The 14,061-nt window shown below is 62.4% G+C and carries 11 protein-coding genes and 1 pseudogene; 6 read left to right on the top strand and 6 right to left on the bottom strand.

Annotated features, from left to right (window positions below; genetic code table 11):
• The first annotated feature begins 181 nt into the window (after window positions 1-181).
• Window positions 182-631 carry a DUF2231 domain-containing protein gene (locus tag EPK99_RS16565; RefSeq protein ID WP_128444164.1) on the top strand — a complete coding sequence of 150 codons (450 nt, stop codon included), beginning with the start codon at window positions 182-184 and terminating at the stop codon, window positions 629-631.
• Window positions 628-1,983: a PQQ-dependent sugar dehydrogenase gene (locus tag EPK99_RS16560; RefSeq protein ID WP_128444163.1), complete on the top strand. Its 1,356-nt coding sequence runs from the start codon at window positions 628-630 to the stop codon at window positions 1,981-1,983. Before EPK99_RS16565 ends, EPK99_RS16560 begins: the two co-directional genes overlap by 4 nt.
• A 37-nt stretch (window positions 1,984-2,020) precedes the next feature.
• Here the strand turns inward: EPK99_RS16560 and EPK99_RS16555 are convergent, their stop codons facing one another.
• Entirely contained in the window at window positions 2,021-2,452 is a 432-nt protein-coding gene (locus EPK99_RS16555) for a GNAT family N-acetyltransferase (protein WP_128444162.1), read from the bottom strand.
• Here EPK99_RS16555 and EPK99_RS16550 point away from each other — a divergent pair.
• Together EPK99_RS16550 and EPK99_RS25990 are read left to right on the top strand one after the other, a co-directional pair.
• Window positions 2,442-2,738 carry a hypothetical protein gene (locus tag EPK99_RS16550; protein WP_128444161.1) on the top strand — a complete coding sequence of 99 codons (297 nt, stop codon included), beginning with the start codon at window positions 2,442-2,444 and terminating at the stop codon, window positions 2,736-2,738. The two genes, EPK99_RS16555 and EPK99_RS16550, sit on opposite strands and share 11 nt — an antisense overlap.
• Window positions 2,731-3,013, top strand: a pseudogene (locus tag EPK99_RS25990) (type II toxin-antitoxin system RelE/ParE family toxin). The gene EPK99_RS16550 and the pseudogene EPK99_RS25990 overlap by 8 nt, the downstream one beginning before the upstream one ends.
• Before the next feature lies 1 nt (window position 3,014).
• On the opposite strand, the gene ppdK reads toward EPK99_RS25990, so the two are convergent.
• From ppdK to EPK99_RS16525, 4 genes are all read right to left on the bottom strand, one after another.
• Window positions 3,015-5,702 (bottom strand): pyruvate, phosphate dikinase, encoded by a 2,688-nt coding sequence (gene ppdK, locus EPK99_RS16540; protein WP_128444159.1) that lies wholly within the window; start codon window positions 5,700-5,702, stop codon window positions 3,015-3,017.
• Between the two features lie 614 nt (window positions 5,703-6,316).
• The gene (locus tag EPK99_RS16535) at window positions 6,317-9,778 is read right to left on the bottom strand and encodes a chromosome segregation SMC family protein (protein ID WP_128444158.1); all 3,462 of its coding nucleotides are present in this window, start codon (window positions 9,776-9,778) and stop codon (window positions 6,317-6,319) included.
• Between the two features lie 33 nt (window positions 9,779-9,811).
• Complete coding sequence (locus EPK99_RS16530) at window positions 9,812-10,519, bottom strand: DsbA family protein (protein ID WP_128444157.1); 708 nt, start codon at window positions 10,517-10,519, stop codon at window positions 9,812-9,814.
• A 129-nt stretch (window positions 10,520-10,648) separates the two neighbouring features.
• Entirely contained in the window at window positions 10,649-11,143 is a 495-nt protein-coding gene (locus EPK99_RS16525; protein WP_128444156.1) for a DUF721 domain-containing protein, read from the bottom strand.
• An 83-nt stretch (window positions 11,144-11,226) separates the two neighbouring features.
• On the opposite strand from EPK99_RS16525, the gene mutY reads away from it, so the two are divergent.
• Window positions 11,227-12,324, top strand: coding sequence for an A/G-specific adenine glycosylase (gene mutY / locus EPK99_RS16520; protein ID WP_425374212.1), 1,098 nt, complete (start codon window positions 11,227-11,229; stop codon window positions 12,322-12,324).
• A 28-nt stretch (window positions 12,325-12,352) separates the two neighbouring features.
• Window positions 12,353-12,967: an HAD family hydrolase gene (locus EPK99_RS16515; RefSeq protein ID WP_128444154.1), complete on the top strand. Its 615-nt coding sequence runs from the start codon at window positions 12,353-12,355 to the stop codon at window positions 12,965-12,967.
• A 21-nt stretch (window positions 12,968-12,988) separates the two neighbouring features.
• Here EPK99_RS16515 and EPK99_RS16510 read toward each other — a convergent pair whose 3' ends face one another.
• Window positions 12,989-13,780 (bottom strand): S24 family peptidase, encoded by a 792-nt coding sequence (locus EPK99_RS16510; protein WP_128444153.1) that lies wholly within the window; start codon window positions 13,778-13,780, stop codon window positions 12,989-12,991.
• Between the last annotated feature and the right edge of the window lie 281 nt (window positions 13,781-14,061).

The raw sequence follows: 14,061 nt of genomic DNA, 5'->3' as shown, positions 1-14,061 counted from the left end.
CCAGGGCGAAAGCGCGCCCCCATTTATTAGAACAGCTTGAACGGGAAGGGAATGCTCGCAAAAGGGCCAGCGGCTGCAATTCGGGATTGGCAAGGCTTCGACCAAAGCTTGGCAAGTGATCATAGCCGGAACTTCTGCTCCTTCGGGGGGTTACGGAGCTGCTGTCTTCAAGGATATCCCCATGGCCAATCTTTCTCCCCAGTCCACCGCCCGGATCGCCAGGCATCCGATCCATCCCATGCTGGTGCCATTTCCCATCGCCTGTTTCGTCGGCACCCTGCTGACCGACATCGCCTATTGGCGAACGGCCGAGATGATGTGGGCCAACTTCTCCTCCTGGCTCGTCAGCGCCGGTGTGGTGCTCGGCATCTTGGCCGCCATTGCAGGGCTCATCGATTTCATCGGCGACCGCCGGATCCGCAGCACGCCGCCCGCCTGGCCGCATCTGATCGGCAATGTCCTGGTGCTGGTCATCGGCACCATCAACATGTTCATCCACACACGCGATGCCTGGACCTCGGTCGTACCCTGGGGGCTGGCACTTTCGGCGCTCACTGTTTTGATCCTGCTGTTCACCGGCTGGATGGGGTGGTCCATGGTTTACCGTCATCGGGTAGGAGTAGCAGAATGACATTTTCCCCAATTCGCGCCGGCCTGAGCGGGCTTGCCGCTCTTCTCCTGTCCTCCGCAGCCGCGCTGCCGGTGCTTGCCGCCGAGGATTTCGACCCGATGAGCCAGGTCGGACCCAATCCCGTGCTTCCCGAGCCGCAGCAATATCTCTTTCCGCCCATGAAGATCGCCAAGGTCGTCGGCTGGAAGGAAGGCGAAAAGCCAACCGTTGCGCCCGGCCTCAAGGTCGAAGCGCTGGCGACCGGGCTTGAGCACCCGCGCTCCATTTACGTTCTGCCGAACGGCGATGTTCTAGTGGTGGAATCGCAAGGGCCAGGGGTCGAGCCCGTCAAGCGGCCGAAGGAAGTGGTCATGGGCCTGGTGATGGGCATGGCGACCGGCGGCGGCGACAGCAGCAAGAGCAATCGCATCACGCTGCTGCGCGATGCCGACGGCGACGGCAAACCGGAAACCCGCAGCGTCTTCCTGGAGCATCTGAGTTCGCCGTTCGGCGTGGCGCTGGTCGGCAGCGACCTCTATGTCGCCAATACCGATTCGCTGATGCACTACCCGTACAAGGACGGCGACACGAAGATCACCGACCCCGGCAAGCCGCTGACCGAGCTTCCGGGCGGGCCGATCGATCACCACTGGACGAAAAGCCTTGTCGCCAGCCCGGATGGGTCGCTGCTCTATGTTGGCGTCGGCTCCAACAGCAATATCACCGAAAACGGCATGCAGGCGGAGAAGAACCGCGCCGCGATCTGGGAAGTGGACCGTGCCAACGGCCGGTGGCGGATCTTTGCCGACGGGTTGCGCAATCCCAACGGCCTGTCCTTCGAACCGACGACCGGAGCGCTCTGGGCCGTCGTCAACGAACGCGACGAGCTTGGGCCGGACCTCGTTCCGGACTACATGACCTCCGTGAAAGATGGCGGCTTCTACGGCTGGCCCTACAGCTATTACGGCCAGCATATCGATCCGCGCGTCCAGCCGCAGCGGCCGGACCTTGTGGCGAAAGCCATTGTTCCGGATTACGCACTGAGTTCGCACGTGGCGCCGCTCGGCATGGCCTTCAACACAGGCGAAAGCCTGCCGGCCAAGTATAAGGGCGGCGCGTTCGTGGGCGAGCACGGCAGCTGGGACCGCGACAAGTTCAACGGCTACAAGGTCGTGTTCGTCCCATTCAAGGACGGCAAGCCCGAGGGCAAGGCGGAAGACGTAGTGACCGGCTTCCTCGACGGGAACGAAGCGGCGCGCGGACGCCCGGTCGGCGTCGCCATCGACAAGACCGGAGCGCTGCTGATCGCCGACGATGTCGGCAATACGGTCTGGCGGGTGACCGCAGGGCAGCAGACGGCAGCGGTAAAATAAATCGTTCCGCCTGCCCACGGCGGAGCAATCCAGATGCTCAGAAGTTCTTCATGTTGACGTGAGGAATGCCGACATCCAGGAACTCGTCGCCATAGGGCTTGAAACCGAAGCGGGCGTAGAGCGCCATCTTGTCGCTCTGCGCCGCCAGGTGGAATCTGCCCTCGCGTCTCTCGCGGTGTGCCTCTATCGCATGTCGGAGCATGGCGCTCGCGACGCCCATGCCGCGCCAGGGCATGCCGGTAACGACGCGGCCGATCTTCATGTAGTCCAGCGCTTCGATGACCCGCAGCGTGCCGCAGACATGGCCATGGATGATTGCCACGGAATGGGCAGCGGTAAGGTCGTCGGCGTCGAATTCCTCGTCCGGCGGCACTTTCTGCTCCACGATGAAAACTTCGCGACGCAGCCGAAAGCCTTCATTGCAAAGGGTACTGAAGACAGGAACGGTCAAGACGGTGATGTCGGTCATTTCGTCTCTCGAAGGTTGGGAATGTGAAAAGCCATCGCGTCACATAATGAACCTGTATCCGCTTTCAAAAGAGGCCTTGCTCTGCAATAATGGCTTCATGAACAACCTAGGCAAGCCAACCTCCCCTGAAGATGCCATTTCAGCATCACCCCTGGCGGCGGATGATGACTTGCACGCATGGCAGGTCGCTAAGCTGGCCGAGCGACGGAAGCGGGCCGACGAAGGACATTTTTCATCGGCGGAAACCGTGCGGGCTGTGATCCGCAAATTCATCCCCAATGGATGAACTCGTCTGGCTGGACGAAGCGCTGCAAGATCTCGACGAGATAGGTTCCTATATTGCTCTTGATAATCCCAAGGCTGCAGAGAACGTCATCCGACGGATCGTCGAGTCGGTCTCTGCTGGCTTGGCATCCGAAAATTGGACGCATCTCTGCGGATGGAGACACGAGAAGATTGACCATAAACGGCACGCCCTACATTGCCTTCTATCGCATGCGGGAGAGGATAGAGGTTCTCGCTATCTTCCACGCCGCCCGCAAATGGCCGGACCACTTGTGACTTAGCTTGACACACTGCGCTTTCCCTGTCGCTCGATGGCGGCCTGGGCTGCCGCAAGGCGTGCGATCGGTACGCGGAAGGGCGAGCAGGACACGTAATCCAGGCCCACATTCTCGCAGAAGCGGATGGAGTCCGGATCGCCGCCATGTTCCCCGCATATGCCGAGCTTCAGATCGCTGCGCGAGCGGCGACCCCGTTCGGCAGCGATCTGGATGAGCTCTCCCACCCCGTCGAAATCGAGAGAGATGAAGGGGTCATGCTCGATGATCCCTTTTCTCTGGTAGGTGGGGATGAAGGCGGCGGCATCGTCGCGTGAAATCCCGAAAGTGGTCTGCGTCAGGTCGTTGGTGCCGAAGGAGAAGAATTCCGCGGTCTCGGCAATGACATGGGCGCGCAATGCTGCGCGCGGCAGTTCGATCATGGTGCCGGCGAGATAGGCGATCGGGCTGCCGTTTTCGGCCCCCACCTCGGCTGCGACCCGGTCAATCACGCCCTTCACATAGTCCAGTTCAGCCCGCAGGCTGACCAGCGGCACGAGGATTTCCAGTTCCACGGCCTCTCCCGTCCTCTTCGCGGCGGCGACGGCCGCCTCGAAGATCGCCCGCGCCTGCATTTCCGCGATTTCCGGATAGGAGATCGCCAGCCGGCAGCCGCGCAGGCCAAGCATGGGATTGAACTCGTGCAGCGCATCTATGCGGCGTGCGAGAAACGCAGGCGGCATGTTCATGGCCCGCGCCACATCCTCGATTTCGGCCTCGGTCTTGGGCAGGAACTCATGCAGTGGAGGATCGAGAAGACGGATCGTCACCGGCAGCCCGTGCATGATGGAGAACAGTTCGGTGAAGTCGGACCGCTGGTAAGGCAGGAGCTTGGCAAGCGCCGCCCGCCGCCCCTTCTCGTCTTCCGCGAGAATCATTTCACGCATGGCATGGATGCGCTCACCCTCGAAGAACATGTGTTCGGTGCGGCAAAGGCCGATGCCTTCAGCTCCGAAATCACGAGCCGCACGAGCATCCTGGGGCGTATCGGCATTGGTGCGCACCGCCATGCGGCGCGTCTCGTCGGCCCAAGCCATCAGCTTGGCGAAGTCGCCGGAGAGCGCAGGCTGGATCATGGGAACGGCGCCGCGCAGAACCTGACCGCTCGATCCATCGATGGTGATCACCTCGCCCCGATGCAGCGTCACGCCGCCCACGCCGATCAGGGTTTCGTTGCGCAGATCGACACGCATCGAGCCGGCGCCGACGACGCAGGGAATGCCCATGCCGCGTGCAACTACGGCGGCATGGCTGGTCATGCCGCCGCGGGTGGTGAGGATGGCTTCCGCGGCATTCATGCCGTGAATGTCTTCCGGGCTTGTCTCGATCCGGACCAGGATGACCTTGCGGCCCTCCTCCTCCGCGTGAACGGCCTCTTCCGCCGTGAAGACGATCTCGCCGGTCGCGGCCCCCGGCGAGGCAGGCAGGCCGGAGCCCAACACATGCCGCTCGACGCGCGGATCTATCGTCGGGTGCAGGAGCTGATCGAGCGAGGGCGGTTCGATCCGGCAGACCGCTTGCTCCTTGGTAATCAGTCCCTCTTCCACCATATCGACGGCGATCTTCATGCCGGCCTTGGTGGTCCGCTTGCCGGAGCGGGTCTGCAGCATCCAGAGCTTGCCGCGCTCGATGGTGAATTCGACGTCCTGCATGTCGCGGTAATGCGCTTCCAGCCGGGTACAGATCGCCCGGAACTCCGCGAACACCTGCGGCATCAGCTTTTCCATGGAGGGCTTTTCGGAGCCCGATGCGAGCCGCCCTTCCTCCGTGATCGACTGCGGCGTGCGAATGCCCGCCACGACATCTTCCCCTTGGGCGTTGACCAGGAATTCGCCGTAGAGCGCATTTTCACCCGTGGAGGGGTTGCGCGTAAAGGCGACGCCGGTCGCCGAGGAAGAGCCGAGATTGCCAAACACCATGGCCTGAACACTGACCGCCGTTCCCCATTCCTCCGGGATACGGTGGAGCATGCGGAATGTCGCAGCGCGCGGGTTCATCCAGCTTGCAAAGACCGCGCCAATGGCCTTCCAGAGCTGAAGATGCGGGTCCTGCGGGAAGATCTCCCCCAGTTCCTCTTCGATGACATGTTTATAGAGCTGCACGACCTCCTGCCATTCCGCGGCGCAGAGATCCGTATCGTATTCATGGCCCGCCTTGGCCTTTTCGTCTTCCAGAATTTCTTCGAAGACCTCATGGTCGAGGCCCATGACGACGCAGCCATACATCTGGATGAAGCGGCGATAGCTGTCCCAGGCGAACCGGGGATCTTCCGAATCCACCGCCAGCGTCCGGACAGTCTCGTCGTTGAGGCCAAGATTGAGCACCGTGTCCATCATGCCAGGCATGGATGCACGCGCACCCGACCGCACCGATAAAAGCAGGGGCCGGGCCGTGTCTCCGTAGACGCGGCCGGTAAGCTCTTCCATGGCCGTTATGCCATCGAGCACTTCCTGCTTGAGGCCTTCCGGCAGGCTGCGCCCGCTGTTGAAATAATGCGTGCAGGCGTCGCAGACGATCGTTAGCCCCGGCGGAACCGGCAGGCCGAGACTCGCCATTTCCGCAAGATGGGCGCCCTTTCCTCCCAGGCGTTCGACATCTGCCGCTCCCCCTTCCGCCTTGCCACCGCCGAAACGGTAGACCCATTCCCCCATGCCTGCTCTCCACCCAATGCAGTCCACTATTGGCCTTTACCGCCTATCGGGCAATCTGAAAACGTAAGAAGGCAGGATTATGTTGCGCTGCAGCAATAGGGTTAGGACTCAATCATGTTGTGGAAATGGCGCGGGAACAGCAATGATATGCGAGGAGAAGCGTGCACGGATGGGTTCCAGACCCATTCAAGCGCTTCGACAAAGCAGATCGCAGCCGTCCGCGCGTCCCTTGGATGTGGGCGCTCCGGCGAGCTACGTCGTTGAAAAGCCTCGTCGATGCGTCAAGCATCGCCTGCGTTTTTCGCCTCGTATCTCACCCGGATCGCCTCACACCATTTCAACAAGATGATTAAGTCCTCACCCTTAGCGAGGCAACGGAGCAAAGCTTTGCGGGGCCGGATCACGGGCGGCCCCGCAAAGCTTTCCGCGCAGGACAGGAAACCTGCACGGGGGGTCTCATCAAAATGGATCAACCGGAAGCGGTAGAGGCACCGGAGCACCACACGTCTTATACCCATACTGCAATATTACTAAGCAACTGAACAGCCCCTAGGCGTAAGGTTTGTTTAGATCTGCGTCGTTTGACGTATCCGTGGTGAAATATTCGGTCGTAATCAGCCGACTTCGCGCAGCAGTTCTGCCGCCTGCAGATCCACGGATACGAGCTGAGAGACGCCCTGCTCGGCCATCGTCACCCCGAACAGCCGGTTCATCCGGGCCATGGTGATGGGGTTGTGGGTGATGATGACGAAGCGGGTTTCCGTGGACGCCGCCATCTCGTCCATCAGGTTGCAGTAGCGCTCGACATTGTGATCGTCCAGCGGTGCATCCACCTCGTCCAGCACGCAAATTGGTGCCGGATTGGTGAGAAAGACAGCAAAGATCAATGCCATGGCCGTCAGCGCCTGCTCGCCGCCCGACAGCAGCGTCATGGTCTGCGGCTTCTTACCCGGCGGACGGGCGAGGATTTCCAGCCCTGCTTCCAGCGGATCGTCGGATTCGATCAGCTGCAAATCCGCCGTTCCGCCGCCAAAGAGATGGGTAAAGAGGCGCCTGAATTGCGTATTCACCACATCGAAGGCGGCAAGCAGGCGTTCGCGGCCCTCGCGGTTGAGGCTCTGGATCGCGCCGCGCAGCTTGCGGATCGCGTCGATCACGTCGTCCCTGTCGCGGATCAGGGCACCAAGCTTGTCGGAAAGCTCCTTCTGCTCTTCTTCAGCCCGCAGGTTGACACCGCCCAGGCGCTCGCGCTCCATCTTCAACCGATCCACGTCGCGCTCGATCTCGCGCATGTCGGCAAGTGCGGCGCCGGGGGCGATTCCCGCCAGCCGCGCCACTTCGTGAGAGGCCACATGGAGAGCCTCGCGGATGCGCAATTCGCTCTCGTTCCGCTTCTCGGCGGCCGATACCAAGCGCTCTTCAGCGCGTCCGCGTTTTTCCCGCACGTCGGCGAGCTCGGCCAATGCGGTCGTCGCAATCCGATCGGCCTCCCGCTGGCGCGTTTCGGCTTCCGCCAACCTGTCTCCCGCGGCGCGTCGGGCCTCCTCCGCCTTCTGCAACTCGGTCATCAGACTACGACGCCTGTCGTCAAATTCCTCCGGCGCGATTTCAAGATCGGCGATTTCCTCCCTCGCCTCTTCCTCGCGCTCCCTCAGACTGCCGATCTGATCGGCAGCGCTTTTGGCGCGGGCGTTCCAGGCGGACCGCTCCTGCGCAATCGCGGACAGGCGGCGCTTGCGCGCTTCCGTCTCGCGGCTGAGACCTTCGTAACGGGCGCGCGCCTCGGCCAGAAAACCGCGATCCGTCGCCACCACCGACTGCTGGTCGCGCAGACGGTTGTCGATATCGGAGAGATCCGGAGCATCCTCCAGCTCGGCGCGGGCGTTCTCCTCCTGCAGGCCGAGATCCTCGATCTGACCCTGGAGCTGGCTGACGGCCTCGGCCACCACGTCGCGGCGGCGCATCAGGTCGCTGGCCGCCCGCTCGGCTGCGGCAAGAGCATCGCGCGCTTCGGTCAGCTGGCGGGCCGCGAAGCGGCTGCGCTCGCGTGCGTCGGCCAGCCGCTTGTCCTGCGCTGCCACCGCGCCCAGCGCCTGCGCAAGCCCGGCCTCGGCCTCGGAGACGGCGATGCGCGCTTCGTCGATCTCGCCTTCGAGTTCGGAGAGGCGGTTCTTCTGGGACAGCCGCAAGGCGGCGGCCCCCGGCGCTTCCGAACCGGCAATGTGCCCATCCCAGCGATAGACCGCGCCTTCGCGGGTCACCAGCCGCTGGCCGGGCAGGAGCTGCGGCATCAGGGCCTTCGCTTCGCCAGCCTCCACCACACCGATCTGCCGCAGCCTGCGGCGAAGCTCCGGTGGGGCGGTGACGCGGGTCGCCAGCGGCTGCACGCCATCGGGAAGATCGGGATCGCTCGATCCATCGCCGTTCAGCGCCCAGTGAGCGGGCGCCGCGGGATCGACCGGGGTTTCCAGATCGTCGCCAAGGGCTGCACCCAGTGCTGTTTCATAGCCGCGATCGACGCGGATCATGTCGGCAACCGGAGGATAGGCCCCGGAAACGGCGCCGGCGGCCAGCATGCGCGAAATGGTGCGCGCCTCGGTTTCGAGCGCGTTCAGCGCCGAGCGCGCTTCTTCCACCGGTCCGCGGGCCGCAAGTTCGGCTGCGCGGGCGGAGGCAAGTGCTTCCTCTACATCTTCGACAGCGATTGCCGCATCTTCGACAGCGACCTCCGCGGCCTCGACCGCCTCGCGTTTTTCTGCCGGATCGTCCATCAGATCGAGGCGTTCACTGATACCGTCGAATTCCGCCGAGGCGTCCGACAGCTGACGGTCGAGCCGCTCGCGGCGGTCGCCGAGATCGCGGATCACGCGCTCCAGCTGGGTTCGGCCGGCTGCGGCTTCGGCTCGCTCGGCGGTCAGGGCGGCAAACAATTTCTCGCTATCTGACAGCGCGAGTGCTGCCGCCTCGAAAGCCTCGCGCATTTCGTCGGCCTCCGACCCGGCATCGGCCAGCATGTCGTTCAGTTCGGCCTCTTCCTGAGCCAGACGATCGAGGAAGGCGGTATTGTCCGCCGCCAGCTGCTCCTCGCGGCGGATGTCTTCACTCAATTGAACCAGGCGTCGCGTGAGCTCGTCGCGCCGCTTCAGGAGGCGGCCCATTTCCTCTTCCAGCTGACCGCGGGCGATCTGCAGCCGCTGCAGGACAGCGCCCGCCCGCGCCTCCTCTTCCCGAAGCTCGGGAAGTTTGAGGCTCGCAATGGCCTGATCCTTGGCCGCCTGCATCTGCGCCTGCGCCTTTTCGGCAACCACCATGGTGGCCTGGTTGAGCGCCGTCTGCGCTTCCGTTTCCGCATCCCGGGCCTGGACCCAGCGGATGTGGAGGAGCATGGCCTCGCGCGCCCGGATATCGGCCGACAGCATCTTGAAGCGGTTGGCCTGGCGGGCCTGTCTCTTCAGGCTTTCGATCTGGCTTTCCAGCTGAGCAACCACATCCTCCAGCCGCTCCAGATTGGTTTCGGCGGCCCGCAGGCGAAGCTCCGCCTCGTGGCGGCGCGAATGCAGGCCGGAAATACCGGCGGCCTCCTCCAGAAGCTGGCGGCGCGCCTGCGGCTTGGCATTGATCAGTTCGCCGATACGGCCCTGACCGACCATGGAGGGAGAGCGGGCGCCGGTGGAGGCATCCGCGAACAGAAGTTGCACGTCCTTGGCGCGCGCCTCCTTGCCGTTGATGCGGTAGACGGAACCGGATTCGCGCTCGATACGGCGGCTGACCTGGATTTCGTCTGCGTCGTTGAAGGCGGCGGGCGCGGTGCGGTCGGAATTATCGAGATAGAGGCCGACTTCAGCGGTGTTGCGCGCCGGGCGGTTACCGGAACCGGAGAAGATGACGTCGTCCATGCCGGAGGCGCGCATGTTCTTGTAGGAATTTTCTCCCATCACCCAGCGCAGCGCTTCGACAAGGTTCGACTTGCCGCAGCCATTGGGGCCGACCACGCCGGTCAGCCCGCGCTCGATGATGAATTCCGTCGGCTCGACGAAGGACTTGAAGCCGACAAGGCGCAGCTTGTTGAACTTCATGCCGGCCTCCCCTCAAGGTAAGACCGGAGAAGGTTAGAGAAGTCCGTCGATAAGCTTCGACATGGCGTCAACAGACATGTCCCCGGAATATTTCTTGCCGTTGATCAGGAAGGTCGGCGTGGAATTGACGCCGAATTCGCTCGTAGCCCGCTTCACGACCGCATTTACATCATCGAGAAGCTTCTGGTTCGTCAAGCAGGCTTCGAAACTCTCCTGTGAGTAACCGGCCAGTTTGACCGTCTGGAGCAGTGCGCCGCGCACATTTCCGTCCTGCGGGGATGCCCAGGAGCGCTGCTGCTTGAACAGCATGGAGACCATGGCGAAGTATTGCGCCGACGTCGCCATGGTCTTCGGGTCCTGCGGGTTGCAGCGGGCGAGCATGAAAGCCGCCGTCGCAACCGGATCGAACGGGAATTCGCGCAGGATGAAGCGCACCTTGCCGGTGTCCACGTATTTTGTCTTGATGGTGTCGAAAGTGGTGGTGTGGAAGTGCGCGCAGTGCGGGCAGGTCATCGACATGTATTCGATGATCGTGACCTTGGCCTTCTCGTCGCCGAGCGCCATCTCCGGCAAAGAGCCGGGCTTCAGTGCCGCGGCCATGTCCACATCGCCCTGGGATTCCGGCGGCTGTTCCTGCGCCATGGCATCGGTGATGCCGAGCGGCAGGGCCAGGCAAAGCGCCGTTACGGCAACGCCGCCGAGAAGAGCGCGCCTGGTCATCGTCATATCGTTCAGCTGCATGAAACACCCGTGTGCGAGAAAACTGAATAAGGTTGGACATTCCGTATCGCGGCGTCTCAACCCCGACAAGCGGTCGATATGCAAATCTCTTCAAAGAATTGTGACGAAATGAAGGGGCGAAAGGCGACTTTACTTCCGCTTCTGCTGCAGCACCGCCGTGCCGAGCCTTGCCACTGCTTTTTTCAAAGCCTCGCTTTCGATACCCTCCATCATCCCTTCCAGTCGCTTCGCAGCCTCGCCCTTCAGGGGCGGCGGCTTTCTTGGATGCTTGAAGGTTTGCGACACAGGTTTCTGGACGATGCGGATCTGGCGGACGGCCGGAAAGCCGAAGAAGCCGTTGATGCGCGCAATCAACTCTCCCTGTGCATGGGTGAGGAAGAGGGCTCTTGCTCCTTCGCAGGCGACGGTCAGCACGCCCGGCTGGTGCCCCCCAGGATTATAGGAATCGTTGCGCGGCCAGGTGATCTTTTCCGGGCGGGTGCAATCAGCAAAATCCGCGCCGGCGATCTCGTCCCAGGAGCCGAGCAGCGCGGTCGAAATACCTGCGCGACGCGCCAGCACCGGGTCGATAATGCCATTCGCCACTTCAGCGATCTGACGCGCGCCTTTTCTGGGATAAGCCATTATGCCTGCTGCATTTGAATGAGCCGTTCTTGATACCGGCACGTTGTTCGTCCAGATATAGGTCATCTCACGCATAAACGGAAATCATGCTGCAGACGCTCTCTCAACCGCCTTCCCGCAACCTGGCGGAACACCTGCTCGCCTGGTACGACCGGCATCACCGCGAGCTGCCCTGGAGGGTGAGCCCGGCGGCTGCGAAGGCCGGAAAGCGTGCCGACCCCTACCATATCTGGCTGTCGGAAGTGATGCTGCAGCAGACGACCGTGCAGGCGGTGAAGCCCTATTTCGCCAAGTTCCTGACGCTCTGGCCGACCGTCGGAGAGCTTGCCGCCGGGCCGGTCGAGGATGTCATGGCCGCCTGGGCGGGGCTCGGATATTACGCGCGTGCCCGCAACCTCAAGAAATGCGCGGATGCCGTGGCGACGCTGCATGGCGGCGTCTTTCCGGACACGGAGGATGGTTTGCGTTCCCTGCCTGGCATCGGCGACTATACGTCGGCGGCCGTGGCGGCCATTGCCTTCAACCGGCAGGCGGCGGTGATGGACGGCAATGTGGAGCGGGTGATTTCCCGCCTCTACGCGATCGATTCGCCGCTGCCGGGTTCCAAGCCGACGATGAAGGCGAAGGTGGCGTTACTGACGCCCGCCGATCGTCCGGGGGATTTCGCTCAGGCGATGATGGATCTCGGCGCGACGATCTGCACGCCGAAGCGGCCGGCCTGCGCGCTTTGTCCGTTGCGGGAGGACTGTCTGGCCTTTGCCGAGCACGATCCGGAGCGGTTTCCGGTGAAGGCTAAGAAGAAGGACAGGCCGGTGCGGCTGGGGGCGGCCTTCGTGGCCGTGACGCCGGAGGGCGAGGTGCTATTGCGGCGGCGCGTCGAGACGGGCCTGCTCGGCGGCATGACCGAGGTGCCGACCACAGCCTGGACCGCGCGGATCGATGGCGGCGACACGGCCGAACACGCACCCTTCGAGGCGGCGTGGGAGCCCTGCGGCACCATCATCCATGTTTTCACCCATTTCGAACTGCGGCTTGCGGTTTTTCGGGCGAGGACGGAGAAGAGCCCGGCGGATGGCTGGTGGGAGCCGGTGGAAAATCTCGAGGCCCAGGCCTTGCCGACGGTCATGAAAAAAGTCATCACCCAGGCACTTCCGCTTGCCTTCGCCAAGAATCCGAACTGACCCCAAGCACCTCTCATCAGGACCCGTCATGGCTGCCAAGATCGACCACATTGTCTTCGACATCGGAAAAGTGCTGATCCATTACGATCCTCACATTCCCTTCAGCCGGATCATTCCGGACGAAGAAGAACGCAACTGGTTCTTCCACAATGTCTGCACCCATGACTGGAACCTGGAACAGGACCGGGGTCGCGAATGGCCCGAGGCGGAAGCGCTGCTGATCGCGCAATATCCGGAACGCGAGGAGCAGATCCGCGCCTTTCGCAAGCACTGGCATGAAATGGTGCCGCATGCTTACGAGGAGAGCGTTGCCATCATGGAAGGCCTGATTGCGCAGGGCCGCGACGTGACCATGCTGACCAATTTCGCTGCAGATACGTTCGTGGATGCGAGGAAGCTCTTTCCCTTCCTCGACAAGCCGCGCGGCGTCACGGTGTCTGGCGAAATCCGCCTGATCAAGCCGGATGTTGCGATCTACGAAAAGCATGCGCGGGATTTCGGCCTCGAACCCTCTGCAACGATCTTCATCGACGACAACGCCGACAATGTGAAAGGCGCCCAGGCAGCCGGCTGGCATTCGGTGCAGTTCATCGATCCGGCGACGTTGCGCAAGGACCTTGACGGCTTCGGCATCGAGGTCTGAAGACACCGCCGCCCTCGTCGCCTACACGCCCCTGCTATGGGAACGCAGCCGCCCGACCACGCCGAGGCCGGGGATAGCGGTTTTCTTGATCCTTTGCGGAGGATAGCGTTCGCTGTCCCCGCTCAGGAGTTCTAAACTGCCTTTTGGCAGATGGCGGACGCGCCGGATGATGGCGCCGTTGCCGGCATTGAGGACGTAGAGGCATCCATCGGAAAGCTCCCTGTCCGCGGTATCAACCAAAAGGAGCGCTTCTTCCTCGACCTCGGGCGCCATGCCGTGGTCGGTGGCGACCATGGCAAGCAGGTCGCGCGGGTCCACCTGCAGCCGGCCAAGATAATCCAATGGCACCGACAGATGGATAAAATCATCCTCTTCCGCCAGTCCGGCAGGGCGCAGGGGCGTCTCACGATCGCGGACATAGACGAGCGTTGGCTCGTCTTTGGGGGCTTGGGCTTGCGGCCTATCCAGTTCCGCCGGATCGCGGTAAACATTGCCTTGGCCGTCCGCAAACAACAGCTCGCCGTTTTCCACGCTCCACCGGAAATAAAGACAGGCTTGTGGCAACCCGGCCTTTTCCGTCAGCTGCCGAAAGGCGGTATGGCTGACATCGCCGATACCTTTGCGGTGGTTGTCTATCGTGTTGTCGGAAACATCGAGGAGAGCGGCGGCCTTCTCCCGTCCTCCAACCAATTCGACCAAAATGACCGCCTTGCCGCAGACCTGGTGCCGGGTTTCGTCCAATTCCGACCAATGCGGAGTGAATTTTTTCAGTCGAGCCGGGATGGTGCGCGCGAGCCGGGCGTCCAGCTTCATGGGCGCGCCCCGGAACAGGCGCCGCAATTCCTAGATGCGTTCAGTTGTGCGGCCATCCAACCTCGACATCGGATAAGAGCCTCCCAGCCAAAGGGTCGGCGCTCTTAATCTCGGTAGCGGGAACACATCTTCCAGCAACCTCGATTATTCAATGCAGTTGCATCAGGTTGTCAAACGGAATTGTGCCTCATCTCGGGATGCTGAAACGAATGACGCCCGAAGCTCATCGCTCCGGGCGTCAATTATCCTCATCCTGAATGTCGATAGGTTTTGGAGGTATA

The organism is Neorhizobium lilium, from assembly GCF_004053875.1.
Lineage (GTDB): Bacteria > Pseudomonadota > Alphaproteobacteria > Rhizobiales > Rhizobiaceae > Neorhizobium > Neorhizobium lilii.
This window is presented reverse-complemented; position numbering and strand designations above follow the sequence as displayed.

Bases quoted from the DNA above. Each gene is read 5' to 3' on its own strand.
- EPK99_RS16565 (WP_128444164.1), top strand. From the start codon at position 182: ATGGCCAATCTTTCTCCCCAGTCCACCGCCCGGATCGCCAGGCATCCG.
- EPK99_RS16560 (WP_128444163.1), top strand. From the start codon at position 628: ATGACATTTTCCCCAATTCGCGCCGGCCTGAGCGGGCTTGCCGCTCTT.
- EPK99_RS16550 (WP_128444161.1), top strand. From the start codon at position 2,442: ATGTCGGTCATTTCGTCTCTCGAAGGTTGGGAATGTGAAAAGCCATCG.
- EPK99_RS16555 (WP_128444162.1), bottom strand. From the start codon at position 2,452: ATGACCGACATCACCGTCTTGACCGTTCCTGTCTTCAGTACCCTTTGC.
- ppdK (WP_128444159.1), bottom strand. From the start codon at position 5,702: ATGGGGGAATGGGTCTACCGTTTCGGCGGTGGCAAGGCGGAAGGGGGA.
- EPK99_RS16535 (WP_128444158.1), bottom strand. From the start codon at position 9,778: ATGAAGTTCAACAAGCTGCGCCTTGTCGGCTTCAAGTCCTTCGTCGAG.
- EPK99_RS16530 (WP_128444157.1), bottom strand. From the start codon at position 10,519: ATGCAGCTGAACGATATGACGATGACCAGGCGCGCTCTTCTCGGCGGC.
- EPK99_RS16525 (WP_128444156.1), bottom strand. From the start codon at position 11,143: ATGGCTTATCCCAGAAAAGGCGCGCGTCAGATCGCTGAAGTGGCGAAT.
- EPK99_RS16515 (WP_128444154.1), top strand. From the start codon at position 12,353: ATGGCTGCCAAGATCGACCACATTGTCTTCGACATCGGAAAAGTGCTG.
- EPK99_RS16510 (WP_128444153.1), bottom strand. From the start codon at position 13,780: ATGAAGCTGGACGCCCGGCTCGCGCGCACCATCCCGGCTCGACTGAAA.